The following is a 22,304-nucleotide window of genomic DNA, read 5'->3' on the forward strand; positions in this document are numbered from 1 at the left end:
GCATGGGGCAACACGCGTGCTGCCCCAAAACGAGTTTGATCTAGCTGGTGTACAGCTCAGAACTGCCAAAACGCATGATGTGCGCACGGCCAAGGCCGAGCTTGTAAAAATCGATATCAAAGTCCTCGATCAGCTCTTTCCCATCCCAGGTGTATGCACGCAGATATTGCACATCGTCGTCACCCTTTTTGTCCCAGTTTGCCAGCAAGGAAGAGCTGAAGTAGACCCGTTTCCCATCCCAGCTCTGGCTGACCATGTTGACCTGACGGTCGATGGTTTTCTCATAAATTTGAGAGGGGTTATGCGGATCGGAAATATCAAAGAGCCGCGTCTTGCCATCCATGAAGCTATTGACCCACAGTGTCTGATCATCAGCAGCTATGGAGATATCGACGGGAAGCGGAATGTCCGCAGGGTTTCCAATATCCGCTACATCTTTGGCCTGCCATTCCCCACTGTCGTCCTCATAAATCAGCCAGAGTTTGGAGGTGAGAGCGGTCGTAGAGAATGCATAGTTCGCATTCGGGCCCCATGGGAAGCGGATCTCCAGCGGAGCGCCCGGCACGTTGAAGACCTTACGCGGCTGACGAGTATGCAGATCCCATTGAACGATCGTATTGCCAAACCGCTTCATCGCGTCGGCATCTTGCAGCATCTGCCCAAAATCCATCATGTAGTTTGACCAGCCAGTAAAGGAGGAGGTCAACATGATGTTCTTGCGAATGAGTGCGCGAATGTCATAACCATAACCGTCCGCAACAGCATCCCCCACAGCAACGGCACCCTGCATGTCACTAGCGGTTGGCATCCAATAAGTCGCCACGTAATCGCCGGCATCGTTGTATTCAACCAGTGCCGTACGCCCCCCGTGATCATCATCATTGGAAAGCCCGGTGATCATCATGCTGCCGGGAAGGGCAAAGAATGTGTGTGGCCCGACAACGCCCCCCGAATCCTTGACAAAGGTCTCAATAGTTTTGTGGAGGGAAGGTTTTGATGGATCGCTATGTACGTCGAAGATGAAGATGCGATTGGTATCCAGACCACCAGTCCAGAAATAGCGACGATCTGCTGAAAAGCCACCATGATGTGCTTCATTCCGTCCGCCGACAGAAAGACTGTTGATCACCTGACCGCGCATGGGCGAGTCTGGCCGCAGATCAATGGTAACAAGCTTATCTTGCTCGTCACCCATTCCCTCAACGCCGAGAGTCCAGACATAAACGAATTCTTCCTGACCTGTAATCTTGGGCATATAAGGTGACTGACAGGTTTCATCAGCAAAAGCTCTAAACGGTCCGGCAGCCGCTGCAGCAGCAACAACCAGTGTACCAAATTCTCTTCTATTCATAAGATCCTCCCATAGAAATTAATTAATGAGTATTTCGAGTTGCCTCCAACTCGCCGGAAAGAGCCTCCAAATTTGCTCTCTCGGCATCAACAATTGAGCAGTGCTGAATGGCAGCTGCAGCGCGTATGTTTTCTTCTTTGAGAACTGGCAAAATATGCGTGTGAAGTCGCGGCTTTATGCGGTTTTGGGGACCGACAACACCCATGCTGAAGAGTGCTCCAAGTCGGTCAACCATAATGGGCACGGCAATGCTGGTGACACCGTCATCAATCTCGCCATCACAAAGCGCAAAGCCATCGCGCCGCACGTTCTCCAGCTCAGAAGCGATATCAGAACTGTCAATGAGAGTGGCTTGCGTAAATTGCACGCGTTCGGTTCGCAGCAGTTCATCTCGCAGTTCGGGCAATATGAAAGCAGCAATGGCTTTGGCGGAGGAGCAAGCATGAACAGGCCGGGTCCCGAGGCCGGGGTAAATATAAGATATGGATGGATCATTGGGAGGCTCAACATGGATAAGGTCCACACGGCCACCACGATACCGTGCCAAAAAAGCCGTCTCACCAAGTTCAATCACCAGCCGGTGGATCATAGCAGAGACAGCTTTGATCACATGTGACTCTGATTTTCCTGTGAGGGCAATTTTGATAAACCGGATACCCAGAACATATCGTTTGCCGTCCTCAACCTCATCCAGAAAGCCGCAGTTAAGCAGAGACGACAGATTCCGATAGATCGTTGCTCTGGGAAGTTTGGTCATCTGCGCAAGATCGTTCGCACTGACCGGCTTGGCGGCTCCAGCAACAGATTCCAGCAGCTGTATCAAACGTTCCTGCATGAGATTCTCACAATATGGACGTTTGAAGCGTATTCTGAGAAAAGTTTATCCGACAACCCGTGAAATTTGACAGGGATAAGGCGCCTTTTTGTAGCTTACGTATTACGAATATGCGTCATTGAACGTCCGCTAGGTTTGCAGACATCAATCAAACGCCTCGTTGCAGCAAAAGAAATAGCAGGTTAACGTTGCCCCTCACTCTTGGATGGAGGAGCCGTCTCTATGTCGTTTCACTCAGCAATAAAGTCGAGAATTGCAGAATACATTACAAGTGAAACCAGAGTGCAGCGAAAACGGGCCTCCTACGAAAAACAACGAAGCCGACGAGGTGAGGCGCATGAAGTACACTATTTTCATCATGCCGCAGATCCATACGCTCACCTAACACTTCAAATGCTCGGCGACTTTCAGCAGCACTATGCAGTCACCCTGAAGATCCATCTGATCTCCGGCCCGCCTGATTGGGCCGTACCAGAAAGGTCAGCGTTGGAAGCATATGCTCGAGTGGATGCGGCCTTCCTTGCCAAACATTACGGCCTGACAGGCAGGCCTTTTGAAGCTCCAGATGAAGCCCAAATCAGTCAAGCTGAATCGTTAATGGCAGAGGAACTCTCCAACGATGCGTGTGTTAGTAGGCTGCTGGAAATAAGCACTAAATTGTGGTCTGGAGAAAAACTCCAATCTTCAGTGGAGGGCGACAAGGTTGATCAAGCCAAAACCTGCGGTGATGCGCTCCTCGCAAAATACGGGCACTATCTCGGCGCGACCTTTTATTATGGCGATGAATGGTATTGGGGCATCGACCGGCTACACTATCTCCAGGATCGCCTGCATGAACTTGGACTTGGGCCTTCCGCTCCTAAGTTGGCGCCAGCGGCAAGGCAAAGCCGACCAGCTCATACATCGCCAACGCATCTGGAGGTCGATTTTTTCCTGTCGTTCCGGAGTCCATACTCGTACCTGGCGTTTGACCGCACATGCACTCTGGCTGATCGACAGGGGGTAAAGCTGAACATTCGGCCCGTTTTGCCCATGGTCATGCGTGGCTTGCCAGTTCCGCCTATGAAGCGGAAGTACATTTTGGCTGATGCCGCGCGTGAAGCCAAAATGCATGCTATTCCATTTGGCCGGATTTGCGACCCACTGGGAACAGCAATCGAGCGAGGCTACTCACTGCTCGAGTTTGCTGAGAAGAATGGCAGGCTTAGAGAGTTTTGCAGTGCCTTTATGACCGGTGTATGGGCGAAAGGTGTTGATGCAAGCACAGATAAAGGCTTGTCACGCATCCTCGCAGATGCCGGTCTGGATTGGCAGCAGGCACGTCTGGTCGTCGACAATGAAGATTGGCGTGCAAGAACAGAGCAAAACCGCAAGGAACTTACAGAACTCGGGCTTTGGGGCGTGCCCAGCTTTCGAGTTGGAGCCACCGGTATATGGGGGCAAGACCGCCTTTGGGCGGTAGAGGACGCCATATGCGATGCCACTCTAACTGTCGAAAACTAGATGACGTTCTCATCAGGTGTCATTTGAGAAGCAAAACCTGGTAGAGATGCCAAGGCAGCCACGGGATACGGAAGGATCCCATGGCTTGATCAATCAGGCTCGTTTAGGCGTTACCAAGGAACGCCTGAAACGCATTAACGCGTTCTGCATGCTCACGTGGGTTAGCAGAATGTTTGACGAGTTTAGCAAGCAACTCGGTACAGGTCTGACAACGCGCACGCAGGGCATTGTCTTCCTCAGTGATCTCATAACCGTCGAGTTTTTCGTTTTCTTCCAGTGAAGAGACCGCATGAGCGGTGCGGGCAATGGCTTGCGCCAGTACTTTATCCAAAATCACTTGTGCTCGTCCTTCAAACTCATCCTTCTCGGTGAGGTTAGAAAGGTGAGGGCACATGAAGGTGATGTCCTCCGCAATAGCACTCTTCATCGTAAAGGAAACGTGCTTGAGTGCCTTTGAGACAACCGGAGGCATGCGGCCAACCGAAATGTCATAGCCCGCCATCAGCAGCGAATTTGGCAAGTTTTCGGAGTATTGCATCAATGCCAGATAGAAAAAGCCGGAGCACTGGAACAGATCAATCGCGGCTCCCTGCGCCACTTCACTCTTTTCAGTCTCGCGATCCAGCAATGCAGCCAGTTCGCATAACGCAGTAAAACGCTCTTCCATACGTTTTTGCGCATCCTCTAAGCCATTCGCAAAAGCTTTAGGTGACCCACTGACCGTTGGAAACAGAGGACTGGAAGTGTCAAAGAGATCAGCCAGTTTTCTGGCCGCATTTTCGATTTGTTCAGACAAGGTGCATCCCCTGATCATAAGAGCCGAGCATTCAGCTTCCTACATCACAAATAAACCGGGATGCAATGTGTAGCAGGTCAGAGTAGCAAGAGATTGCATAGTAACGCACTGATAAATCGTGGCACAGGAAAATGGGCGGGCTTGAAGCGATATCGCAGTGTTTCTGGAGAGTTGAGAGTACCCTCCATGATCAGTCCTGCTAGACCATGGAGGGTGGAACTTACTTGGCTATCCTGGCTAATCGATTACTTATAATAGCCATATCCATAAGACGCCTGGTGTTTGTTGAGTTTGGCTTTGCTCACATCGAAATTGTTCAAAATGACCCCGAGTGTCTTTCCTGGAGTTTGATCCAGGAGGTCTTTTGCCTGCTCAACTAAACCGCCGTCCGTATGGTTCCATGAGGCAACCAGCACGGTTGCGTCGACGACATGAGAGAGCACACGGCTATCAATCAGTGGCAATGTTGGCGGACTATCGATGATAACCAGATCAAAAGACTTACTTGCACCATCCAGCAGTGTTTTCATTGCTTTGGAAGAGAGCAGTTCGGCTGTCTCCCAGAGTTCTCTGTGACTTGGAGCAGGCAAATAATAAAGGTTTGAGCCTTCTTCATGTTTGGTAGCCTCAGCAAAGGTCACTTTTCCTGTCAGGACATCTGCAAGGCTCTTTTCATTCAGATCTCCCGACGCATCTGCCGAGATCTGACGACGCATATCGGCATCAATAAACAGCACCCGCTCTCCAGCCTTCGCAGTGTAGTGAGCCAGATTGCGTGAAATGGTGGATTTACCTTCTCCTGGAATTGCCGAGGTAATCAGCAGTGTCTTGATCGGGTTGTCCAGACGCGAGAATTTGACCCGTGATCGCAATTCGCGAATGGATTCCGCGTAATGGCTCAGTGGGTTTGCCGATGCAAACTGGGTGATCACATTATTTAATGCATCGTTGTTTTTAACACCTCGTGCGGAACTTGCATGTTTACTCGCAAAAAATCCAAGGAATGATTTCAGTTTCGAGGTAGGTGCACAGCCATCAATCAAAGGCACCTGAGAGAAGAGGGGGAGGCCAATCCGCTTTTCAACATCCTCTTTTGATTTCAGCGTGTTGTCGAACTGCTCAATGAGAAGAGCAAGTGCGGTGCCTATGATCAAACCCAGAACTGCAGAGACAAGAAGGAACAACTTCTTGTTAGGAAAGCTTGCGTTGTTTGGAATCTCTGCAGGACTCAATATACGGCTGCTGACAGAGTTCATTTTCTCAAATTCTTGAGTTTCTTTCAAACGAGCAAGGAAGGATTCATAGAGAGTTCTGTTTGCTGCCGCCTCTCGTACCAACTCACGCAAATACACCTGAGCATGGTTTTCTGTGTTGGTGACATCACGCAGTTCTTCAAGGCTGCCTGCGATGGAAGCCTCACGTCGTTGTGCGACGGCCAGCTCATTTTGTGCTGTGTCCACAATGCGCTGTAGTTCTTTCTCGATTTGGGCCCGAAGATCAGTCAACTGCGAGCGAACACTCACCACAGCCGGGTGTTTGTGGCTGTATTTTACTGTAAGAGCTGCTTCCTTACGTTCCACTTCAGAAGCTTTAGCGCGCAGCTGGGTAATCACAGCTGATTGGGCTGCGTCGGCAAAAGAAGACGTAGAGCCACCGCGAACAAGCACTTTCTCAATCTGATCTACTCTTGCCTGAGATTCTGCTGTTTTAGTGCGCGCAAACACGAGTTGCTGGTTAAGCGTCGCAATTTGTTTTTCGTTGATAGTTCCGCTACCTGCGAGTTGCAGATTGAACTCATTCCGGAACTGTTCAACAGCTTGCTCAGAGCTGCGGACCTTAACGCCAAGTTCGGCCAACCGGATGCTCAACCACTCGCTTGCCTGGCGAATTGAATCAAATTTGGTGGCAAGCTTGTCAGCCAGATATGCTTCAGCAAACCCATCTGCCAACTGAGCTGCCATCTCTGGAGTACCTGCCTGATAGGAGAGGTCAACAACAGTTGTATTACGGTTCAAAGTAACATGAAGTCCGTCGAGAACCCGCTGCTCAAGACTGGTTGTTGCAGGAGGTTCCCCAGTAATTTTTGCAAACAATTTTGCCAGATAAGAAGGAACTTGCCGAAACTCTGGTGAGTTTTCCAGATCGTGATCATTGATAACGCGCTTTGCAACCCCATTTGATCCGATGATTTCAATCTGACTTTGTAAAAGTTTGTTATCAGAGCCAAACCCGCTGAGAATTGCTTTCACATCAACGACATTTTCTGCGCGCGTCTCGATATAAACAGAAGTCACGGCCGTGTATTTAGGCGCAGCAAAAAACGCAAGAGTGACGCCAAGGATGGTGACAATGCCTGTGACACCGAGGATCAGCGACCAATAGTTGCGCAAATACTGAAAAACCAGTCGAAGATTGATTGTGTCTTCTGGTGTGGCATTCGATGCTAGGGAATTTTGCATGGATCTCAATACTCTACTCTTGCGTTGATCCCTATCAGATGCCGGCTGTAGCTGCTTGCAGCTTCAGTAGACTTGAGCCTCTCAAAGTCATAGTAGGCACCGAACTTCAGGTTGCGGTTGATGAGATGTTTTGTTTCCAGTCTCGCACGCAGTGTATCGTCGCGGCGGCTGGTGCCTGCGAAGTCCTCGCGTTTGAAAGAGAAAATTGGTGAAATGACAAAGTTCCGTCGGAGTTCGTAATTCATTGAAACTTTAGCGGTTGAGGTGAGTTTGCTGACATATCCGTCAAGTGAGCTCTCTTCCACCGCTTGGCGCCCGTCGAAGTTTACGACCAGGAGCGGAGAGGGCATCCATTGAACATCAACATTGAAAGAATAAGTTGAAATGTCTCCGCGGCTGCCCAGCTCATAATCCTGTCTGAGATACCCGATACCAGCAGCGCCGTGCAGGTTGCCGCGCTTATCCAGCTCCAGTCCCGTCAGAAACTCAAAGCCATTTGAGTCCCGATTTTCTGCACCGGTCGCCTTCCAGTCGCGAGCATCAAATTCCGTGCTAACAAAAGCGCTGAACCCCGGCGAAAAGGCATAATTGATTTTGCCTAGCAGATTATATCGTATGCCATCGCGTGCGTCTTGATCAATGGTGCCGTCATCTTTGGCCTCAACGTCATGGTAGTTGTAATGATTTACAGAGCCGCCACCAATGAACCTCAGGCGATTGAAGACCTTTGAAACCCGGGCGGAGGCGGAGTAAGCATCACGCCTTACGCCGTGTTTCGCGTCTGAAGAGCCATCTGCATCACCCAAACCATACTGTCTAGATTCAATGCTTGTGCCGAGGTCCAACGCAAAATCTTTAAGGACCTCAAGTTGTGCTCCAGCTGAAGCGCGTCCTGACAACGTGGAGGCATCTGAATTGGAAAATACCTGCTTACGTTGCCCAGACAAGCCGAAGTGAATGCGATGACGTGACATCTCTGAGTTGATCGCAAGCGCTGGAGCAAAGACGCCCACCATGCTGCTTTCTTGATGATCTCTCGTTTTATAAAGATTGCTGTCGAAAGAGAGCCCGGAGGACAGGGATGGCATGAAAACCCAGTTTGCATGCCGAATACCTTGAGCATTGTATCCCGGGTGAGAGCGCAGGCTATATCCGCCCCCGTTTTGCAAGAGAGCGCTGGAAAGATCTGAAGCCGTCGCAGCATCAACAGCTGAGACGGCCATGCAGGCTGCAAGAGTGAACTTCACGCCATTCATGTAAGCACCAAGGAAAGCAGATATATCTTTACGCTATACATTTGATTGGAACTCATTTTTTTGTTCTGTGACGGGCCCAGACTGACGAGAGAGGCTCGTGCTAGCTCGATGCGTTTATGTCGTGTCTAATGAGATGAAAGTGACGTTCTGTGCGCCTGCATGTTCTGGGCGTTGCTTGAACGATTTTGACCTCACCACCGAGGAAAAGAGCGGAACATAACCCACTCTTTTCACTCGCAAAGTTCAGTCCTTCTGCGACACTGAAAGTTGGCTGCCCTGAAATTCTGGCATGGTTGCGTGCCCGGCAGCGCTAATGCCTTCTCTACGCAGAACGATGATCATGGTCATAAAGATGATTTTCATATCGAGCCAAAAACTCTTGTTCTCGACGTACCAGACATCCAGCTCGAATCTGGAATCCCAATCGATGCTGTTGCGTCCGTTGATCTGTGCCCAGCCAGTAATGCCTGGTTTCACAAAATGACGCATCATTTGACGCTTCGAATAGTGCTTCAAAAAGCCAGCATGTTGAGGACGAGGCCCAACAACAGACATTTCGCCCTTCAAAACATTCAGGAAACCTGGAAGCTCATCAATGCTTGTTGCACGCAAGATACGACCGAATAAAGTTAGTCGCTGATCGTCCGGAAGAAGTTTGCCAGATGCATCACGTTCCTCGGTCATGCTCCGGAACTTGTAAATTTGGAAGACTTCGCCATTTAGTCCGGCACGATCTTGCTTGAAAATGATTGGGCTGCCCAGTCTGGTGCGTACCAAGATAGCTACTAAGATCATGATGGGTGATACAATCAGCAAGATAGCAAAACTAAAGACTACATCGAATATTCTAATCATGGTGCACTTCTAACTACTGTCGCTCACGGAAAGAAATACTTCATCCCGTCATGGTCTCAATTTGAGCAAGCCCCCAACACCCTCAGAAGAGCTACCTCACGAACTGTTTGCGATACAGCATGTCAGTCTTGCTTTGCTTATATCCCCTGCAAAGCTCAACCACCTGCTGAATGACGCAACAGAAAACCAGATCTACGCATCGCATTAGTTGGAGTTTTCGTAGAATTCTTACCAATGCTATTCTGATTTCAATTGGGGTAGGTATTTGATTCCAAGTAATAAAGTCAATATGATAAATATAGATTGTCACATAACTTAATTTATAAATATACATATAATAGTTTAGCTATTTTAATCTGCGATTATTCGAGAATTTTAACTAATATATACTTTAACGGCATTGAAGTATGTTTCATAAAATTCCCATAAAATGCCGCCCAGTTGTATCCTACGTATTTTTTGGCGGAAAACATACGTTTTTGCGCTTCAATAATATGGGAATTAGATTGCCCATGCACGACTACTGGTTTTGAAAAATTCAATCTATCCTCTCAGTTTTTCAGAATATTCGTGAGATATGTTAAGAGAAAAACGCTGTGTTATAGTAGATAATTTAGTATAATTAGAATGAAATGGTAATGGTAATTTATTAAGTTAGATTTCAATTTGCGTAATCCTCACAATACTTCACAAAATCATTTTATTGAATTGACTTAATCGCTTCTTGTAAAATATTTACGTCCTAGGTTGCTTTGGGTGTCAAGTGTTCACTGGGAATGTTCAGTAAAAATTTAAACTTACAGCAATCGTGCTCAGGCTCTGCAGTGCAGGCCAGCATGGATCAGAAATCAACTTGTATTTGGGTTGCTCAATCACTCTGAGGGGGCAGCAGTAAGTGCAGGTGGGTTTGTTGTTATACCTAGTTTACTTGATTGAACAAGACAAATGAGAATACTTCTTGTTGCCAACAGCAGCTTTAAACTAATCAACTTCCGGCGTACTTTGATTGAGCAGTTACTGCGAGAAGGGCATGAGCTGATTGCAGCGGCCCCTCGCGATGACTACACGCCAGATTTTAAGAAAATGGGTGTGACATACATAGAACTCCCCATGGATGCCACTGGAACCTCTGTTGTCGCTGAACTAAAGCTGCTCCTGCGGATTTTCGGCATTACACGACAGTATCGACCCGATGCTGCACTGGGCTTTACAATTAAGCCCAACATTTACGGAGCTCTGTCTGCGCGCTTGCTCGGTATTCCGTTTATCCCGAACATTACAGGAATGGGCAGTGTCTTTGACCGTGATGATCTGTTCGCCCGTCTGATCAAAGGGCTCTATCGATCTGCATTTCGCAGATGCCCACGGGTTTTCCTTCAAAACCCTGAGGATCTTGCCTTCTTTATCAAAACAGGCCTGATTTCAAAAGATCAAGCCTGCCTTTTGCCTGGGTCAGGCGTTGATCTTACAAATTTCCATTCAACGGCTCTTCCGGGCACCAGTCATCGCCGAACTTTTACACTCGTCGCGCGGATGTTGCGCGAGAAGGGGGTTATGGAGTTTGTCGAGGCAGCTCGTTCTCTGTCTCCCAACTTTCCGGATGCCCGCTTCGTCTTATTGGGTCCGTCAGGCTCCGGAAAGGCCGGTGCATTAAGTGAAGACGATATGAAAAGACTGACAGCCGATGGGGTCGTTGAATACCTGGGCTCAGTAAAAGATGTTCGTCCGGTTGTCGCTGACGCGGATTGTGTTGTGCTTCCTTCCTACTACCGGGAAGGCACACCAAGATCGCTGCTTGAAGCCGCTGCTATGGGCCGTCCCATCATCACAACGACCATTCCCGGATGCAAGGACGTGGTTGACGAAGGCCAGAATGGCTTCCTCTGTGAGCCAAGAAGCACGCAATCAATTGAAACTGCAATGCGGCAGTTTCTTATGATGAGTGAGACCGAAATAAATGAGATGGGTCAAGCCTCACGCAAAAAGGCTGAACAGACCTTTGATGAGAGAATAGTAGTTGACCACTACACCTCTATTTTGCAGGCAACGGCCTAGGTCAAAACCTCAGTACTGTAAGCGTTTCAGAAGGCCTTTAAAGTCCATACCAGATCAACTTTGGTACGTAAAATCATCGGTTTACTCTTTCTTATCCGGCATTGGTTCGCAACCACGCCAGCCGCAGGATGAAAGAGAGTTGAGACAGAAGAAAAGGGAATTGGTGTGAAGCAAAAACTGCTCAATGGCTTAACAGGTCTCATTATCCTTGGCCTTCTGCAGGGCTGCGCTTCGGGCGAGTTCGCAGAACACAACACGCAAAGCCAGATGGCATCTGGCCGTGTCTTTTCACAGCCTGAGGTGTATCGGCTTGGTCCAAGTGACAAACTGCGTGTCATGGTGTTTGGAGAGCCTGATCTTTCAGGTGAGTTTGTTGTCGATGATCAGGGGAAACTCGATCTACCTCTCATCGGTGATATTCCAGCTGGCAACAGCAGCGTAAAAGAGCTGGAATCCCGCATCATCACTGCACTCAAAGACGGCTATTTGAAAGAACCGCGCGTGAGCCTGGAAGTTATAAGCTCACGCCCGTTCTTCATTCAGGGAGAAGTCGCACGGCCAGGAGAGTACTCCTATAAGAACGGACTGACCCTTCAGGACGCCATTGCTGTTGCTGGTGGATATTCTTATCGCGCGAATACATCAAACATCTTCATTCGGCCTGTTGGCAGCAATTATGAAGTGCCGGTGAACCTGACAGGTGCACGTCTATATCTGCGCCCTGGTGATAGCATCCGTATTCCAGAGAGATATTTCTAAGCCCGTGCAAACCAAAATGAAAACCATGCGACTGGCTCCTAAGCCAAGACGGTTCAGGTGTTCTGAAAAGGAACCACTGCTATGATCGCTCGCCTGCTCAGACATCAGGCTGGCATCAAGGTGCTGGCCCTCAAAGGCACTGAGGCCTTGGCAGGTGCTGCCATGACAATTTATCTGGCACGAATACTTGGACCTTCAGCTTTTGGTGTCTTTGCGTTCGGGCTCGCAACAATAATGTTGCTGGCAATCCCGATTAAAAACGGTGCATCCACGTTGATCACCAAGCACGTGGCCATTGCCCGAGAACGCAGCGGAGCAGAGCAGGCAGGACCTCTCCTGGCAACAGGACTGCGCTTGTCGCTTCTTTATGCAGGCGTGCCAATGGTGTGCCTTTGGACAGCTGTTGCACTAAGTGAAAACATCAATGCCTTTGTTGTAAGTGTAGCACTCTTCTCTCTAGCTCTGCCGTTCCTGTGCCTCACAGGCTTGATGGAGGGGGTTCTGCGCGGCTGCTTCCGGCCTAATGCAGCAATCCTTGTCGGAACCGTACTTGTGCCACTGCTCGTCCTGGCAACTGCATTTTTATTGACAGAGCAAATGCAGGCACAAGGCTGGAGGTTTGCTGTTGCAGTCTACATCGCAGCCGCAATCGCGATCACAGTAGTGAGCCTGGTACTTTCCCGCCCATATCTTGGCAACCTGCTACCGGTCCCAAAAGAAGACCGTATGGGTGGCCGTGAATGGCTACACCTCGTCGCTCCCTTTGCAATTGTGACTGGACTTCTGATCTTCAATCGGCAGATCGACACGATACTTCTGGGTGTGCTTGCCGGAGAAAAAGAAGCTGGAATCTACCGCATCGCCGCTCAGGCATCAGTGCTTGTCACATTCGGCGTGCAAGCCATTGGTCATCTTTACGCGCCCTATCTTGCGACAGCAGACAGATCGGCAGCTCCCTCGAAAATCTCAGGATACCTTCGCAAAAGTGTTCTCTTCTCAATCGCCTTTGGCCTGTTTGCTCTCGTGGCACTCGCAGTCTGGGGAGACGAAATTATCACCTTGTTAGCAGGGCCAGAATATCTGGCAGCCTATCCGGTGATGCTCATCCTTTGCGCTGCTAATCTGGCTGTGGCCGCAAACGGAGCAACTATGCAAGCGCTTTATATGCAAGGACACCAGAAGCGCACAGCATGGATCTTCTTTGCATCGGGTGTTTTCTCCGTTGCTGCAAACGTGACGTTGATCCCGTACCTGGGCATCAACGGTGCAGCGATTGCATCCTCTGCAGCCATTCTTTCATGGTCACTGGGCCTTCGCTGGTTAGCTTGCGGAGTGTGGCGACTTTCTTATCTAACACTCTCACCTCGTGACCAGGAGTGACAGCTCATGAAGCTACAAAACTTCCTTCCAACCGGACATTTCTGGGATAACGCACTTTCTGTCTTAAACGCACGGAAACGCTTGGGATATTTCCCGAACCCGCGGAAACCACGCAGTTTTAACGAGCATATCCTTGCACAAAAATGGGATTTTCGGGGGGATCTTGCACTCGCAAGTCGGGTGACCGACAAGGCCGAAGTCAAAAAATGGCTCGCTGAGATTGGTATGGAGCATTTGATTGTACCAACGCTCGGCGTATTTAAAAATACTTGGGATATTGAAGCGTTTCATTTCGAAGGTGAGCTTATTGCCAAGTCCACCCATGGCAGTGGTGAAGCTTTAATCAGGACTGCCCAGAACGGTCGAGCCTTCTCTATGGAAGACTTGGAGATTTTCCGTAGTTGGTTCTCAGAGGATTATTACAAGCGCAGCCGTGAACCTAACTACAAAGGACTTAGCAAACGGATTATCGTAGAGCCTTTACTACGTGATGAAACAGGCAACCCACCTAAGGACTTCAAGTTCTTTTGTGCAGATGGGGAGCCTTTTGCTGTTCAGGTCGATCATGGCCGGTACACCCATCACACGCGCCAACTGTATGATACGAGTTGGCAGCTTCTCCCTTACTCAATGTGCTATGAGCGCAATCCGATCCCAATGCGCAAGCCAGCCTTACTTGATCATGCCCTTGAGGCAGCACGTCAGCTGTCAAAAGGCTTCGGATTTGTCCGCGTCGATTTCTATTTCATGCCAGCAGGTCTCAAACTCGGTGAGATGACGTTCTTCCCTGGAAATGGCGCTGAGCGTTTTTCTCCAGCAGAAGGAGATGCTCAGTTGGGAAGGCAAATCAGGAAAGTCAGCTTTACTGCTGACCAGACAGCCGGAATGCAAAAGCGAAAGGCATAAGACCTATGTGGCCATACGTCATCATAAGTGGGGTTGTGTATTCAGGTAGTATGTTGTCCGTTTTTGACAGACGCACATCTGTCGTAAGCTGGGCTTTGCTGGCGTCCTTTGCGATTGCCTTGAGCGTTTTTATAGGTTTTCGTTTTGAGGTTGGAAAAGACTGGATACAGTACAACTACATCTTCAAATTGATAACTGAACTACCTTTTATGCAAGCAATGGCCTTTACAGATGCCGGTTACGGTTTTTTGAATTGGCTCTCCCATCAGATGGGGTTGGGCATCACTGGTGTCTTTTTCTTTTGCGCAGTAGTTCTGGTTGTTGGACTAGTAATGTTCGCTGCTCTAACGCCTTATCCTTGGGTAGCAGTTGCAGTTGCGATGCCGCACATCGTGACGATCATGGCAATGGATCACGTGCGTCAAACCACTGCGCTCGGATTCATATTGATTGGACTTGCATTTCTGGCGCGAGATCGTGTGTGGACATTCGTAGTCTGCATTTTGATGGGAGCATTATTTCATCGAACCGCGATTATGTGCCTGATATTTTGGCTCGTACTCGCGCAAAAAAATCGAATCTTGCTATATCCAGCGATATTGGCCATCTGTGCGCTCCTAGTGGAGTTCTTGTTGGCAGATCGTATCGGTGTCTACGTTTTGCGTTATGTTGAAACGTCTGCCGGATCTCGAGGCGCGCTGATAAGGTTACTATTTAACGCTTTGCCTGCGGCTGGTTTCCTACTTATCAGAAAAAACGTGAAACTTCCCCAAAAGTTCGACAAGGTTATGAACTTGATGGCATGGATTGCCGTATTTTCACTTCTACTATTGCCGATGCTTCCCTCAGCTGTAATCGTTGATAGGATCGGAAAATACTTCCTCCCAGTCCAAATTCTGTTCTACCCAATAATCATCTCTCAAATACGCGGATACGCTTTGCGTTTCACTGCAGCAGCTCTTATTTGCGCCTATCTGTTTCTGACGCAGTTCTATTGGCTCTACACAAGTGAACTGGCAGATTTTTGGGTGCCTTATAAAATGGCTCAATTCTGAGTGTGCCTAACTACATAAATACGGTTGGTACTTATCTTTTGTCGTCAAGCGACTGACAGATAAATGGAAACTGACCGTATCACAATGGCATCCCGAAGTTTAAAACAGCCTTGTGAAGAGCGACACAGATCTATCCGAGATGGTTGGTCTGACAAAAAATAGGCCTTCAATAAGCACGCCATAACAGCACCGAATACCGATATAATTCATTTGTATTTGCCATGAGCTTACGCGCTTGCGATTTTGGCGAGAGAAGAGGGCAAAGGGCCTGTAAGAACTTGGACCCGCGTTCGCGTTCACATCGCAAACTGTTACAGATGCCTTCCAACCTGGTTGGCTAATCCTTCAAGTTTTTGATTGCGTTGGAAAAAGCGGCCTGCCGATTGATCTGAGCGGGCCGGGATGCTTAGTCTGGTTTTGTGCGCGCATCTGACTACAAGTGTGGAGACTTATATTTTGGACACGATCCAGTTCAAATTGACTGCTGAACAAATTGGTCATCTGACAGATGTTCGGCAAACACTGCATAAAGCGCCGGAAGCTTCTGGTGAAGAAGAGCAAACTGGTCGCTTTATTGTCGGGCAACTCGAGCGGATTGGGGCTGATCATATTGTTTCCGGGCTTGGCGGTTTTGGGGTGATTGCTGAGTATCGTGGCGCTGCAGATGGGCCAACTGTGATGATCCGGTGTGAGCTGGATGGGTTGCCGATTGAGGAGATCTCTGAGGTTCCTTATCGCTCACAAATCCCGGACCGTGGCCACCTGTGTGGGCATGACGGGCACATGACGATGGTTCTTGGCGTAGCACATTTGCTGTCCGCACGACGCCCGAAGCAAGGGCGTGTCGTGTTGATGTTCCAGCCAGCTGAAGAGACTGGAGCAGGGGCGGCGGCTGTGATTGAAGATCCGAACTTCGCAGAGTTCCGACCCGATTTCGCCTTCTCACTGCATAACTTACCGGGACGCCCCATGGGAGAAGTCAGCATCTGCCGGGAGTATGCCAATTGCGCATCTCGCGGAATGCAGATCAACCTGCGCGGAAAGAGTTCTCATGCAGCTGCACCGGAAGATGGTTTCTCTCCGGCCTCGGCAATCTCTGTGTTGATGGAGCAGCTCGCGAAGCTGGGTGTCGGCGGGGAAATGAATGATCAATTCACACTCAGCACACTAACACATGCCCGTTTAGGGGAGCCAACGTTTGGGATTGCACCCGGGTTTGGAGAGCTGCGTGTCACATTGCGGTCCATCAGTGATGCATTGATGGAAGATATGATTGACCGGGCACAAGAAGCTGTAACGCAGGCAACTCCTGATCTGGATGTTGCCATCACATGGCATGATATTTTCCTTGCTTGTGTCAATCACCCAGAAAGCCGTGACCAGATTATTCAGGCAGCGAAGCGGATCGGCACCCCATTGAAGGAACTGGATTATCCGATGCGGTGGTCAGAAGATTTTGGCCGATTTGGATTGGATGGCGCAAAGTCTGCCATGTTCTTTTTGGGCTCTGGAGAAGCGCAGCCTCAGCTCCACAATCCTGACTATGACTTCCCGGATGAGCTGATCCCGATCGGAGCAGACCTGTTCGTTACGATCATTGATCAGCTTTTGGGTCTTGCTGATTAAAGCTCACCGACGAGCTTGTAGTCCCATCTCTGCCAGAGATGGGACATTCGTTTGCCCCCTCAGTGGTCAGGCCTAGTTCAGGTAACTTCTGTCTTCCAGAGGCACTTTTTTGATTTCATCCCGCAAGATTTCAATAAACGCTGCCTCCGCTGCATTGTGTCGGGTCTTCGAGTTCGTAATGAGTGCAATGTCGTAGACCGGCAGGTCTGCAAAGTCGGTAATGCGCCATAAGCGCTTCGCTTCGACGTAAGGCCGGGCCACATGGACCGGAAATGGCCCGACACCGACGCCAATCTCGATCAATCGGCGCAACTCTTCCAAATGATAGGACCGGCCAACAGGGGAATGCTCAATGCCCAGCTTGTTGCGCGCCATGGCAAACTCACTCATTTCTCCGCCGGGTTCATCAGTGGGAAAAGTCACATAGGGCTCGTGGGCGAGCTCTTCCTTGCGAATATCATCACGCCCAAACAGCGGGCTGAGGCGACCACAATAAAGCGCAAATCTCTCACGGTAGATAACCTCATAGGTCAGGCCAGGTTGACGAGCCGTGGTTAGGCCTATTCCGCAAGACGCCGTTTTACGCTTCACCTGTGTCACCACATCACCACTTGTTGCAACCTTGATTGAGAGCGTCGCCTTTGGGTGCGTCCTGTGAAAACGGACAAAAGCTGCATCAATCACAGGCGACTCCGCATGGGTTGCAGTTGCGATGGAAACGTGTCCGGTCACGTCCTCGCGCACGTCCTTCAGGACTGCTGCAATGCGCGACACACCGCTGTAAATCTCAAGACATTCCTCATAGAGAAGCTGCCCGGCTTTGGTCAGTGAGAACTCACCTGCATTACGGTCTATCAGCATGCAATCAAACTGATTTTCCAACCGTTTCAAGGCATTGGTAATGGCTGGTTGTGTCAGCAAAAGTCGCTTTGCTGCTTTGGTAACCCCTTTCTCTTCAACAATGATGAGAAAGGTATAAAGCAAGTTCCAATCGAGGTTTCGACAGAAGCGTTCAAGAGAGGTTCGATTCATATGACATTACTCAAATTTATATCTACATTAAATATATGAACTTGCCTAATGCGTCTACTCTTGGTCCTATGAATTTATGCGTAGGTTGTTAGTTGCAGCAAAAAGGGGTAGCGCACACAACCAGCACTCGGCATACGCAAAAAACGATTTTCCGGAGGAGAGACACTTGACCAATTTCACAAAATTAGCAGTTGCAACTGCGCTGACAATCGGCCTGACAAGCGGCGTTTCTGCTGCAACCACCTTGAAGCTTGCCGGTGTTGTGCCAGTTGAGCACTACGGCAACACACTGCTGGAGCAAATCAAGACTGATATTGAAGCTGCCAATGTTGATTTGAAAGTAACCGTGTTCCCGGCAGGCCAGCTCGGTGCGGGCGAAGAACTGTTTGAAGCTGCTGCACGTGGAAACGTAGATCTGGTGCATTCTGTGGTGTATGCGCACAGTGATCCGGTTCTGGAAATCAACTCTCTGCCATACCTTGTGAGCAGCTGGGATGAAGCCGAAAAAGTCTATCTGAACAAGGGCTCTGCCTTCAATAAAATCTTTGCTGAGCGTCTTGACGGCTTGGGTCTTAAGCTTCTGGCCAACGCACCAGAAGGGTTTATCGGTGTTGTAGCAAATGATGTGCCTGATAATGCAGGCAACACAGGCGACAAAGGCATGAACATTCGTGTCTGGAGCTCTCAGGTCATCAAAGCGACAGTTGAATCAATTGGGTTTAAAGCCACCACAATGAACTGGGGCGAAGTCTTTCCTGCCATTCAGGCGGGTACGGTTGATGGAGCGATCTGCTGTACAGCGCAGCTGGCTTACAGCGCATTTGCAACCTCTGATGTTGGCAAGGCTTTCATCCCCTACAACGCTGTAGTCGAAAACACCACCTACTACGCCTCCAGCCGCACGTGGGACAAACTCTCCCAAGAGCAGCAGTCAGCTGTTCAGTCAGCTTTTGACAAAGCCGCACGTGATTATGCCGCCTGGGGCCGAAACAACGAGGCACAATACGTCACAAAGCTTCAGGAAAGCGGTTATCAGGTTGTGACAATATCTGATGAGGACCGTGCTGCTATCGCTGAGAAAGTGCGTGCGGACGTATGGCCACAAATATCTGAAATCGTTGGCAAAGACACCATCGATGCTCTGATGGCAGATAAATAAGCACAAAGATACCTATGCGAACGGGTGGTCTTATGCTGCCCGTTCCTTTTCCTGAAGTTAAGCCAGAACTATGAGCATTCATGTCTGAACTCTCACAACACCTCTCACCAGGCTGGTCTCGATTTGTCGACCGTCTGGTAACGATCAAATCCTGGTTGCTTGCCATCGGCTGCATCATCATGGCTGGCACGTTCTTCCTCGTGGTGATCTTTCGCTATGGATTTGGCTCAGACCTGTTTGCCTATGAAGAATGGCTGCTGATTATCTGTTTCTGGATGTATTTCGCAGGCGCTGCAATGGGAACCTACGATGGCTCTCATGTGAATGCAGACTTGCTGACCTATGTGATCAAGGATCCACGCAAAGCACATGTACGGGCCGTCGTTATCGGCTCGATTGAGTTCATCATAGCGATGGCACTGGTTTACTGGTCCGCACTCATGATCATTGATGAGATCGACAGCTATCCCCGGTGGCGGGCAACAATTGCCCTTCGAATTCCGTTCTTTGTCCCACGCCTTGCCATGCTGGTCGGCTTCGCAACCATGGCCTTCTACAGCCTGCTGCATCTGATCGTGCTCGTCAAAACCGGCCCAGCCAAATCTGCGGCACAACCAAATGTGCAACAGCAAGATGATGTGTCGCTTCCACCGGTCATGCCAGAGACAACAAAAACAAAAGAGCCAGCACTATGATTATTCTGGGAAGCCTTATTCTTATCTGTCTCATGCTGGTGATTGGCGTCAGCGTCCCGATGTCCTTTGGCGCTGTTCTGCTATTCATCGCGCTCTTTGGCGGGCACGACGTCAGCGGCTTTATGCCAACAGGGCACTGGAAGGTGAGCTCACTGGTCCTGCTTGCAATCCCATTGTTCATCCTGGCAGGGGCAATCATGGAGCGAGGCCGCATCGCGGCGCCCTTGGTGTCTCTTGCCGAATTAATGGTGGGCAACGTCCGTGGTGGGCTGAGTGCCGCTGCGGTTGTTGCAAGTGGTATCTTTGGAGCCATCTCTGGTTCTGCTGCAGCAACACTGACCTGCATCGGCTCCATTATGATGCCGCATCTGCGCAAAGCCAACTATCCAGAAGGCATGGCAGCGGCGCTAATCGTGAGCGCTAGTCCATTGGGCCTGCTTATTCCGCCAAGCTCCTCACAAATTCTCTATGCCTGGACCACACAGCAATCCGTACTCAAGTGCTTCCTGGCAACCGTTATTCCAGGGGTCATCCTCATCGGATTCCTCTGCATCGTGAACTTCGTGATGCTACGGAATGTAAAGGACCTGAAGACCGAACGTGTGGGCGGCAAGTTCACGTTTGAGCTGCGCACCAGAAGCTTCAAAGCCATGCCTGCGCTCTTGATGCCTGTGATCATTCTTGGTGGCATCTATGGTGGTGTTATGACACCAACAGAAGCTGCTGGTGTCGCTGTAATCTACGCAATTCCGATCGGCTTCTTTATCTATCGCGGTCTTGATAGAGAGAACTTTTTCCCAACGCTGCGCTATGCCGGCACAACCATCGGTGTTGTCATGATGATGGTGCTTATGGTGCTCATTGTCAGCCAGTTTCTGGTGTTTGAGAACATTCCGGCAATGGCAAAGGATCTGATTTACTCAGTTTCTGATAACCCGATCATCATCTTGCTGATGGTCAATCTGGTTATGATCCTCATTGGCATGCTGATGGATGATATCTCCGGCTTGCTGTTGTCTGCTCCGCTCTTGCTGCCAATCGTGCAAAGTGTTGGCATGGAACCGGTTCACTTTGCAGCGGTGCTTGGTGTCAATCTGGGCATGGCAAACATCACGCCTCCAACAGCACCATTGCTTTATCTTGGGGCTCGTGTGACGGACGCTCCGGTCAACAAGATGATGAAGCCGACGCTGATAATGATTGCATTCGCATGGTTGCCAACGCTGGTAATCACGACCTTTATTCCGCAGGTTGCGCTTTGGTTGCCAGAACTGGTGTTCGGCTGATCAGAGTTTAGCCTCAGCTCACTCTAATGAGCTGAGGCAGCTCTCTACTGTTACTTTCACATCGGCATATATGAAGATGGCAACACCAATGTATTCATCTTGGTGCGAGATTTCGTGCACCCAAATTGAAGCGAATTTAAAGATTGCGCTCGGGCTTTTGCCCGACAAAACCAAGTTCTGTGCAGTTGTCAAAGCAGACGCCTATGGACACGGTATCGCGAACGTCATGCCAATCATTCAGCGCAACAACGTACGTTACGTCGGCATCACGTCAAACGCAGAGGCGCAGGCTGTTCGCGACACCGGTTACAAAGGAAATTTGCTCCGGTTGCGGGCAACAACGCGCGATGAGGCTGAAGCTGCTTTGCCTTTTCAGGTTCAGGAGCAAGTGGGCAGTCTTGAGGGCGCATTGGAACTTGCCAGTGTCCGCAGGAATGGCAGCACCCCTGCAAACTATCATCTCTCGTTAAATGCAGGGGGAATGTCGCGTGATGGCTTGGAGCTTTCCTCCCTAAAAGGCAAAGAGGTATGCCAACGTATCGTAGATTTGCTGGGACCGCACATCATAGGCGTGAGTACTCATTTTCCCTCTAATTTACCTGAGGAACTTGAGGCAAGCATCGCGCGCTATCATAAGGATGTGGATTGGGTTGTCACCAATACGTCTCTGCGGCGTGAGAACTTGCTGGTGCATGCCGGTAGCACGCTGACACTCGTCTCCTCATGCAACCCTTACACAGGCATGATGCGCTGTGGTGCGGTGATGTACGGCATTGTAAAGCCAGAGCTTGGCTTTAAGACCACCATGACATTAAAGGCGAGAATAATAAGCCTTGGAGAATTCCCCGCTGGCAGCACGATTGGTTATGACCGTGCGACGGTGCTGAATGAAGACAAGCGGCTTGCGACAGTATCATTGGGATACGCCAACGGATATCTGCGACGCTTTGCAGGACTAAGCAGTGTGCTTGTTCAGGGCAGAAAACAGCCAGTTCTGGGGAAAATTTCCATGAACACCATTGTCGTGGATGTGTCAGATCTCACGGGCGTTGCATTGGGAGAGGAAGTGGTTGTGTTTGGCAGCCAGCAATCTGCTGAAATCACAACTCAAATGGCAGAGGCATCCTCAGGCACCATCATGGCTGATCTTTATACAGATTGGGGTCAACGCAATCCGCGCGTCGTAAAACACACTCAGGATGTCTCGAAGAAAGAAACGTTGATCATCTGACTTCAGATAATCTCTACAACGGATATAAATACGCCCGCCGGAGGGTCTCTGGTGGGCGTATCTCG

At 49.7% G+C, this 22,304-nt stretch carries 18 protein-coding genes; 11 read left to right on the forward strand and 7 right to left on the reverse strand.

The window, feature by feature from the left end; genetic code table 11:
- Nucleotides 1-40 precede the first annotated feature (40 nt).
- Entirely contained in the window at nucleotides 41-1,351 is a 1,311-nt protein-coding gene (locus tag PsAD5_RS09945; RefSeq protein ID WP_063291998.1) for a selenium-binding protein SBP56-related protein, read from the reverse strand.
- A 22-nt stretch (nucleotides 1,352-1,373) separates the two neighbouring features.
- Nucleotides 1,374-2,186: an IclR family transcriptional regulator gene (locus PsAD5_RS09950; RefSeq protein WP_063291999.1), complete on the reverse strand. Its 813-nt coding sequence runs from the start codon at nucleotides 2,184-2,186 to the stop codon at nucleotides 1,374-1,376.
- A 222-nt stretch (nucleotides 2,187-2,408) separates the two neighbouring features.
- Between PsAD5_RS09950 and PsAD5_RS09955 the strand changes: the two genes are divergently transcribed.
- On the forward strand, nucleotides 2,409-3,689 hold the full coding sequence (locus PsAD5_RS09955) for a 2-hydroxychromene-2-carboxylate isomerase (RefSeq protein WP_063292000.1): 1,281 nt from the start codon (nucleotides 2,409-2,411) through the stop codon (nucleotides 3,687-3,689).
- A 103-nt stretch (nucleotides 3,690-3,792) separates the two neighbouring features.
- On the opposite strand, the gene PsAD5_RS09960 is transcribed toward PsAD5_RS09955, so the two are convergent.
- The 4 genes from PsAD5_RS09960 to PsAD5_RS09975 form a co-directional block, all read right to left on the reverse strand.
- Entirely contained in the window at nucleotides 3,793-4,485 is a 693-nt protein-coding gene (locus tag PsAD5_RS09960; RefSeq protein ID WP_208988564.1) for a hypothetical protein, read from the reverse strand.
- Nucleotides 4,486-4,730: 245 nt separating this feature from the next.
- Nucleotides 4,731-6,944, reverse strand: a complete 2,214-nt coding sequence (locus PsAD5_RS09965) for a GumC family protein (RefSeq protein ID WP_063292002.1) — start codon at nucleotides 6,942-6,944, stop codon at nucleotides 4,731-4,733.
- A 5-nt stretch (nucleotides 6,945-6,949) separates the two neighbouring features.
- A complete protein-coding gene (locus PsAD5_RS09970; RefSeq protein ID WP_063292003.1) occupies nucleotides 6,950-8,200 on the reverse strand; it encodes an outer membrane beta-barrel protein in 1,251 nt (416 codons plus the stop codon).
- Between the two features lie 243 nt (nucleotides 8,201-8,443).
- A complete protein-coding gene (locus PsAD5_RS09975) occupies nucleotides 8,444-9,055 on the reverse strand; it encodes a sugar transferase (RefSeq protein ID WP_063288597.1) in 612 nt (203 codons plus the stop codon).
- Nucleotides 9,056-10,000: 945 nt separating this feature from the next.
- Between PsAD5_RS09975 and PsAD5_RS09980 the strand changes: the two genes are divergently transcribed.
- The 6 genes from PsAD5_RS09980 to PsAD5_RS10005 all read left to right on the forward strand — a co-directional run bounded on the left by PsAD5_RS09980 (nucleotide 10,001) and on the right by PsAD5_RS10005 (nucleotide 16,836).
- Entirely contained in the window at nucleotides 10,001-11,110 is a 1,110-nt protein-coding gene (locus PsAD5_RS09980) for a glycosyltransferase family 4 protein (protein ID WP_084405931.1), read from the forward strand.
- A 165-nt stretch (nucleotides 11,111-11,275) separates the two neighbouring features.
- A complete protein-coding gene (locus tag PsAD5_RS09985; protein WP_208987881.1) occupies nucleotides 11,276-11,869 on the forward strand; it encodes a polysaccharide biosynthesis/export family protein in 594 nt (197 codons plus the stop codon).
- Nucleotides 11,870-11,950: 81 nt separating this feature from the next.
- The gene (locus PsAD5_RS09990) at nucleotides 11,951-13,249 is read left to right on the forward strand and encodes an oligosaccharide flippase family protein (RefSeq protein WP_063288599.1); all 1,299 of its coding nucleotides are present in this window, start codon (nucleotides 11,951-11,953) and stop codon (nucleotides 13,247-13,249) included.
- A 6-nt stretch (nucleotides 13,250-13,255) separates the two neighbouring features.
- On the forward strand, nucleotides 13,256-14,155 hold the full coding sequence (locus PsAD5_RS09995; RefSeq protein ID WP_063288600.1) for an ATP-grasp fold amidoligase family protein: 900 nt from the start codon (nucleotides 13,256-13,258) through the stop codon (nucleotides 14,153-14,155).
- Nucleotides 14,156-14,205: 50 nt separating this feature from the next.
- A complete protein-coding gene (locus PsAD5_RS10000) occupies nucleotides 14,206-15,210 on the forward strand; it encodes an EpsG family protein (RefSeq protein ID WP_208987880.1) in 1,005 nt (334 codons plus the stop codon).
- Nucleotides 15,211-15,666: 456 nt separating this feature from the next.
- Nucleotides 15,667-16,836 (forward strand): amidohydrolase, encoded by a 1,170-nt coding sequence (locus tag PsAD5_RS10005; RefSeq protein ID WP_244271754.1) that lies wholly within the window; start codon nucleotides 15,667-15,669, stop codon nucleotides 16,834-16,836.
- 72 nt (nucleotides 16,837-16,908) lie between these two features.
- On the opposite strand, the gene PsAD5_RS10010 is transcribed toward PsAD5_RS10005, so the two are convergent.
- Entirely contained in the window at nucleotides 16,909-17,868 is a 960-nt protein-coding gene (locus tag PsAD5_RS10010; protein ID WP_057465186.1) for a LysR family transcriptional regulator, read from the reverse strand.
- Nucleotides 17,869-18,034: 166 nt separating this feature from the next.
- Here PsAD5_RS10010 and dctP point away from each other — a divergent pair, with 166 nt between their 5' ends.
- From dctP to alr, 4 genes are all read left to right on the forward strand, one after another.
- Complete coding sequence (dctP, locus tag PsAD5_RS10015) at nucleotides 18,035-19,027, forward strand: TRAP transporter substrate-binding protein DctP (protein WP_063288602.1); 993 nt, start codon at nucleotides 18,035-18,037, stop codon at nucleotides 19,025-19,027.
- Nucleotides 19,028-19,107: 80 nt separating this feature from the next.
- On the forward strand, nucleotides 19,108-19,722 hold the full coding sequence (locus PsAD5_RS10020) for a TRAP transporter small permease (protein WP_063292004.1): 615 nt from the start codon (nucleotides 19,108-19,110) through the stop codon (nucleotides 19,720-19,722).
- The gene (locus PsAD5_RS10025) at nucleotides 19,719-21,008 is read left to right on the forward strand and encodes a TRAP transporter large permease (protein WP_063292005.1); all 1,290 of its coding nucleotides are present in this window, start codon (nucleotides 19,719-19,721) and stop codon (nucleotides 21,006-21,008) included. The genes PsAD5_RS10020 and PsAD5_RS10025 overlap by 4 nt, the downstream gene beginning before the upstream one ends.
- An 88-nt stretch (nucleotides 21,009-21,096) precedes the next feature.
- Nucleotides 21,097-22,239, forward strand: coding sequence for an alanine racemase (gene alr / locus PsAD5_RS10030; protein ID WP_208988565.1), 1,143 nt, complete (start codon nucleotides 21,097-21,099; stop codon nucleotides 22,237-22,239).
- Nucleotides 22,240-22,304 lie beyond the last annotated feature (65 nt).

The organism is Pseudovibrio sp. Ad5, assembly GCF_001623095.1.
GTDB lineage: Bacteria > Pseudomonadota > Alphaproteobacteria > Rhizobiales > Stappiaceae > Pseudovibrio.

Coding starts and splice junctions, on each gene's coding strand:
- PsAD5_RS09945 (WP_063291998.1), bottom strand. CDS start 1,351: ATGAATAGAAGAGAATTTGGTACACTGGTTGTTGCTGCTGCAGCGGCT.
- PsAD5_RS09950 (WP_063291999.1), bottom strand. CDS start 2,186: ATGCAGGAACGTTTGATACAGCTGCTGGAATCTGTTGCTGGAGCCGCC.
- PsAD5_RS09955 (WP_063292000.1), top strand. CDS start 2,409: ATGTCGTTTCACTCAGCAATAAAGTCGAGAATTGCAGAATACATTACA.
- PsAD5_RS09965 (WP_063292002.1), bottom strand. CDS start 6,944: ATGCAAAATTCCCTAGCATCGAATGCCACACCAGAAGACACAATCAAT.
- PsAD5_RS09970 (WP_063292003.1), bottom strand. CDS start 8,200: ATGAATGGCGTGAAGTTCACTCTTGCAGCCTGCATGGCCGTCTCAGCT.
- PsAD5_RS09975 (WP_063288597.1), bottom strand. CDS start 9,055: ATGATTAGAATATTCGATGTAGTCTTTAGTTTTGCTATCTTGCTGATT.
- PsAD5_RS09980 (WP_084405931.1), top strand. CDS start 10,001: ATGAGAATACTTCTTGTTGCCAACAGCAGCTTTAAACTAATCAACTTC.
- PsAD5_RS09990 (WP_063288599.1), top strand. CDS start 11,951: ATGATCGCTCGCCTGCTCAGACATCAGGCTGGCATCAAGGTGCTGGCC.
- PsAD5_RS09995 (WP_063288600.1), top strand. CDS start 13,256: ATGAAGCTACAAAACTTCCTTCCAACCGGACATTTCTGGGATAACGCA.
- PsAD5_RS10000 (WP_208987880.1), top strand. CDS start 14,206: ATGTTGTCCGTTTTTGACAGACGCACATCTGTCGTAAGCTGGGCTTTG.
- PsAD5_RS10010 (WP_057465186.1), bottom strand. CDS start 17,868: ATGAATCGAACCTCTCTTGAACGCTTCTGTCGAAACCTCGATTGGAAC.
- PsAD5_RS10020 (WP_063292004.1), top strand. CDS start 19,108: ATGTCTGAACTCTCACAACACCTCTCACCAGGCTGGTCTCGATTTGTC.
- PsAD5_RS10025 (WP_063292005.1), top strand. CDS start 19,719: ATGATTATTCTGGGAAGCCTTATTCTTATCTGTCTCATGCTGGTGATT.
- alr (WP_208988565.1), top strand. CDS start 21,097: ATGTATTCATCTTGGTGCGAGATTTCGTGCACCCAAATTGAAGCGAAT.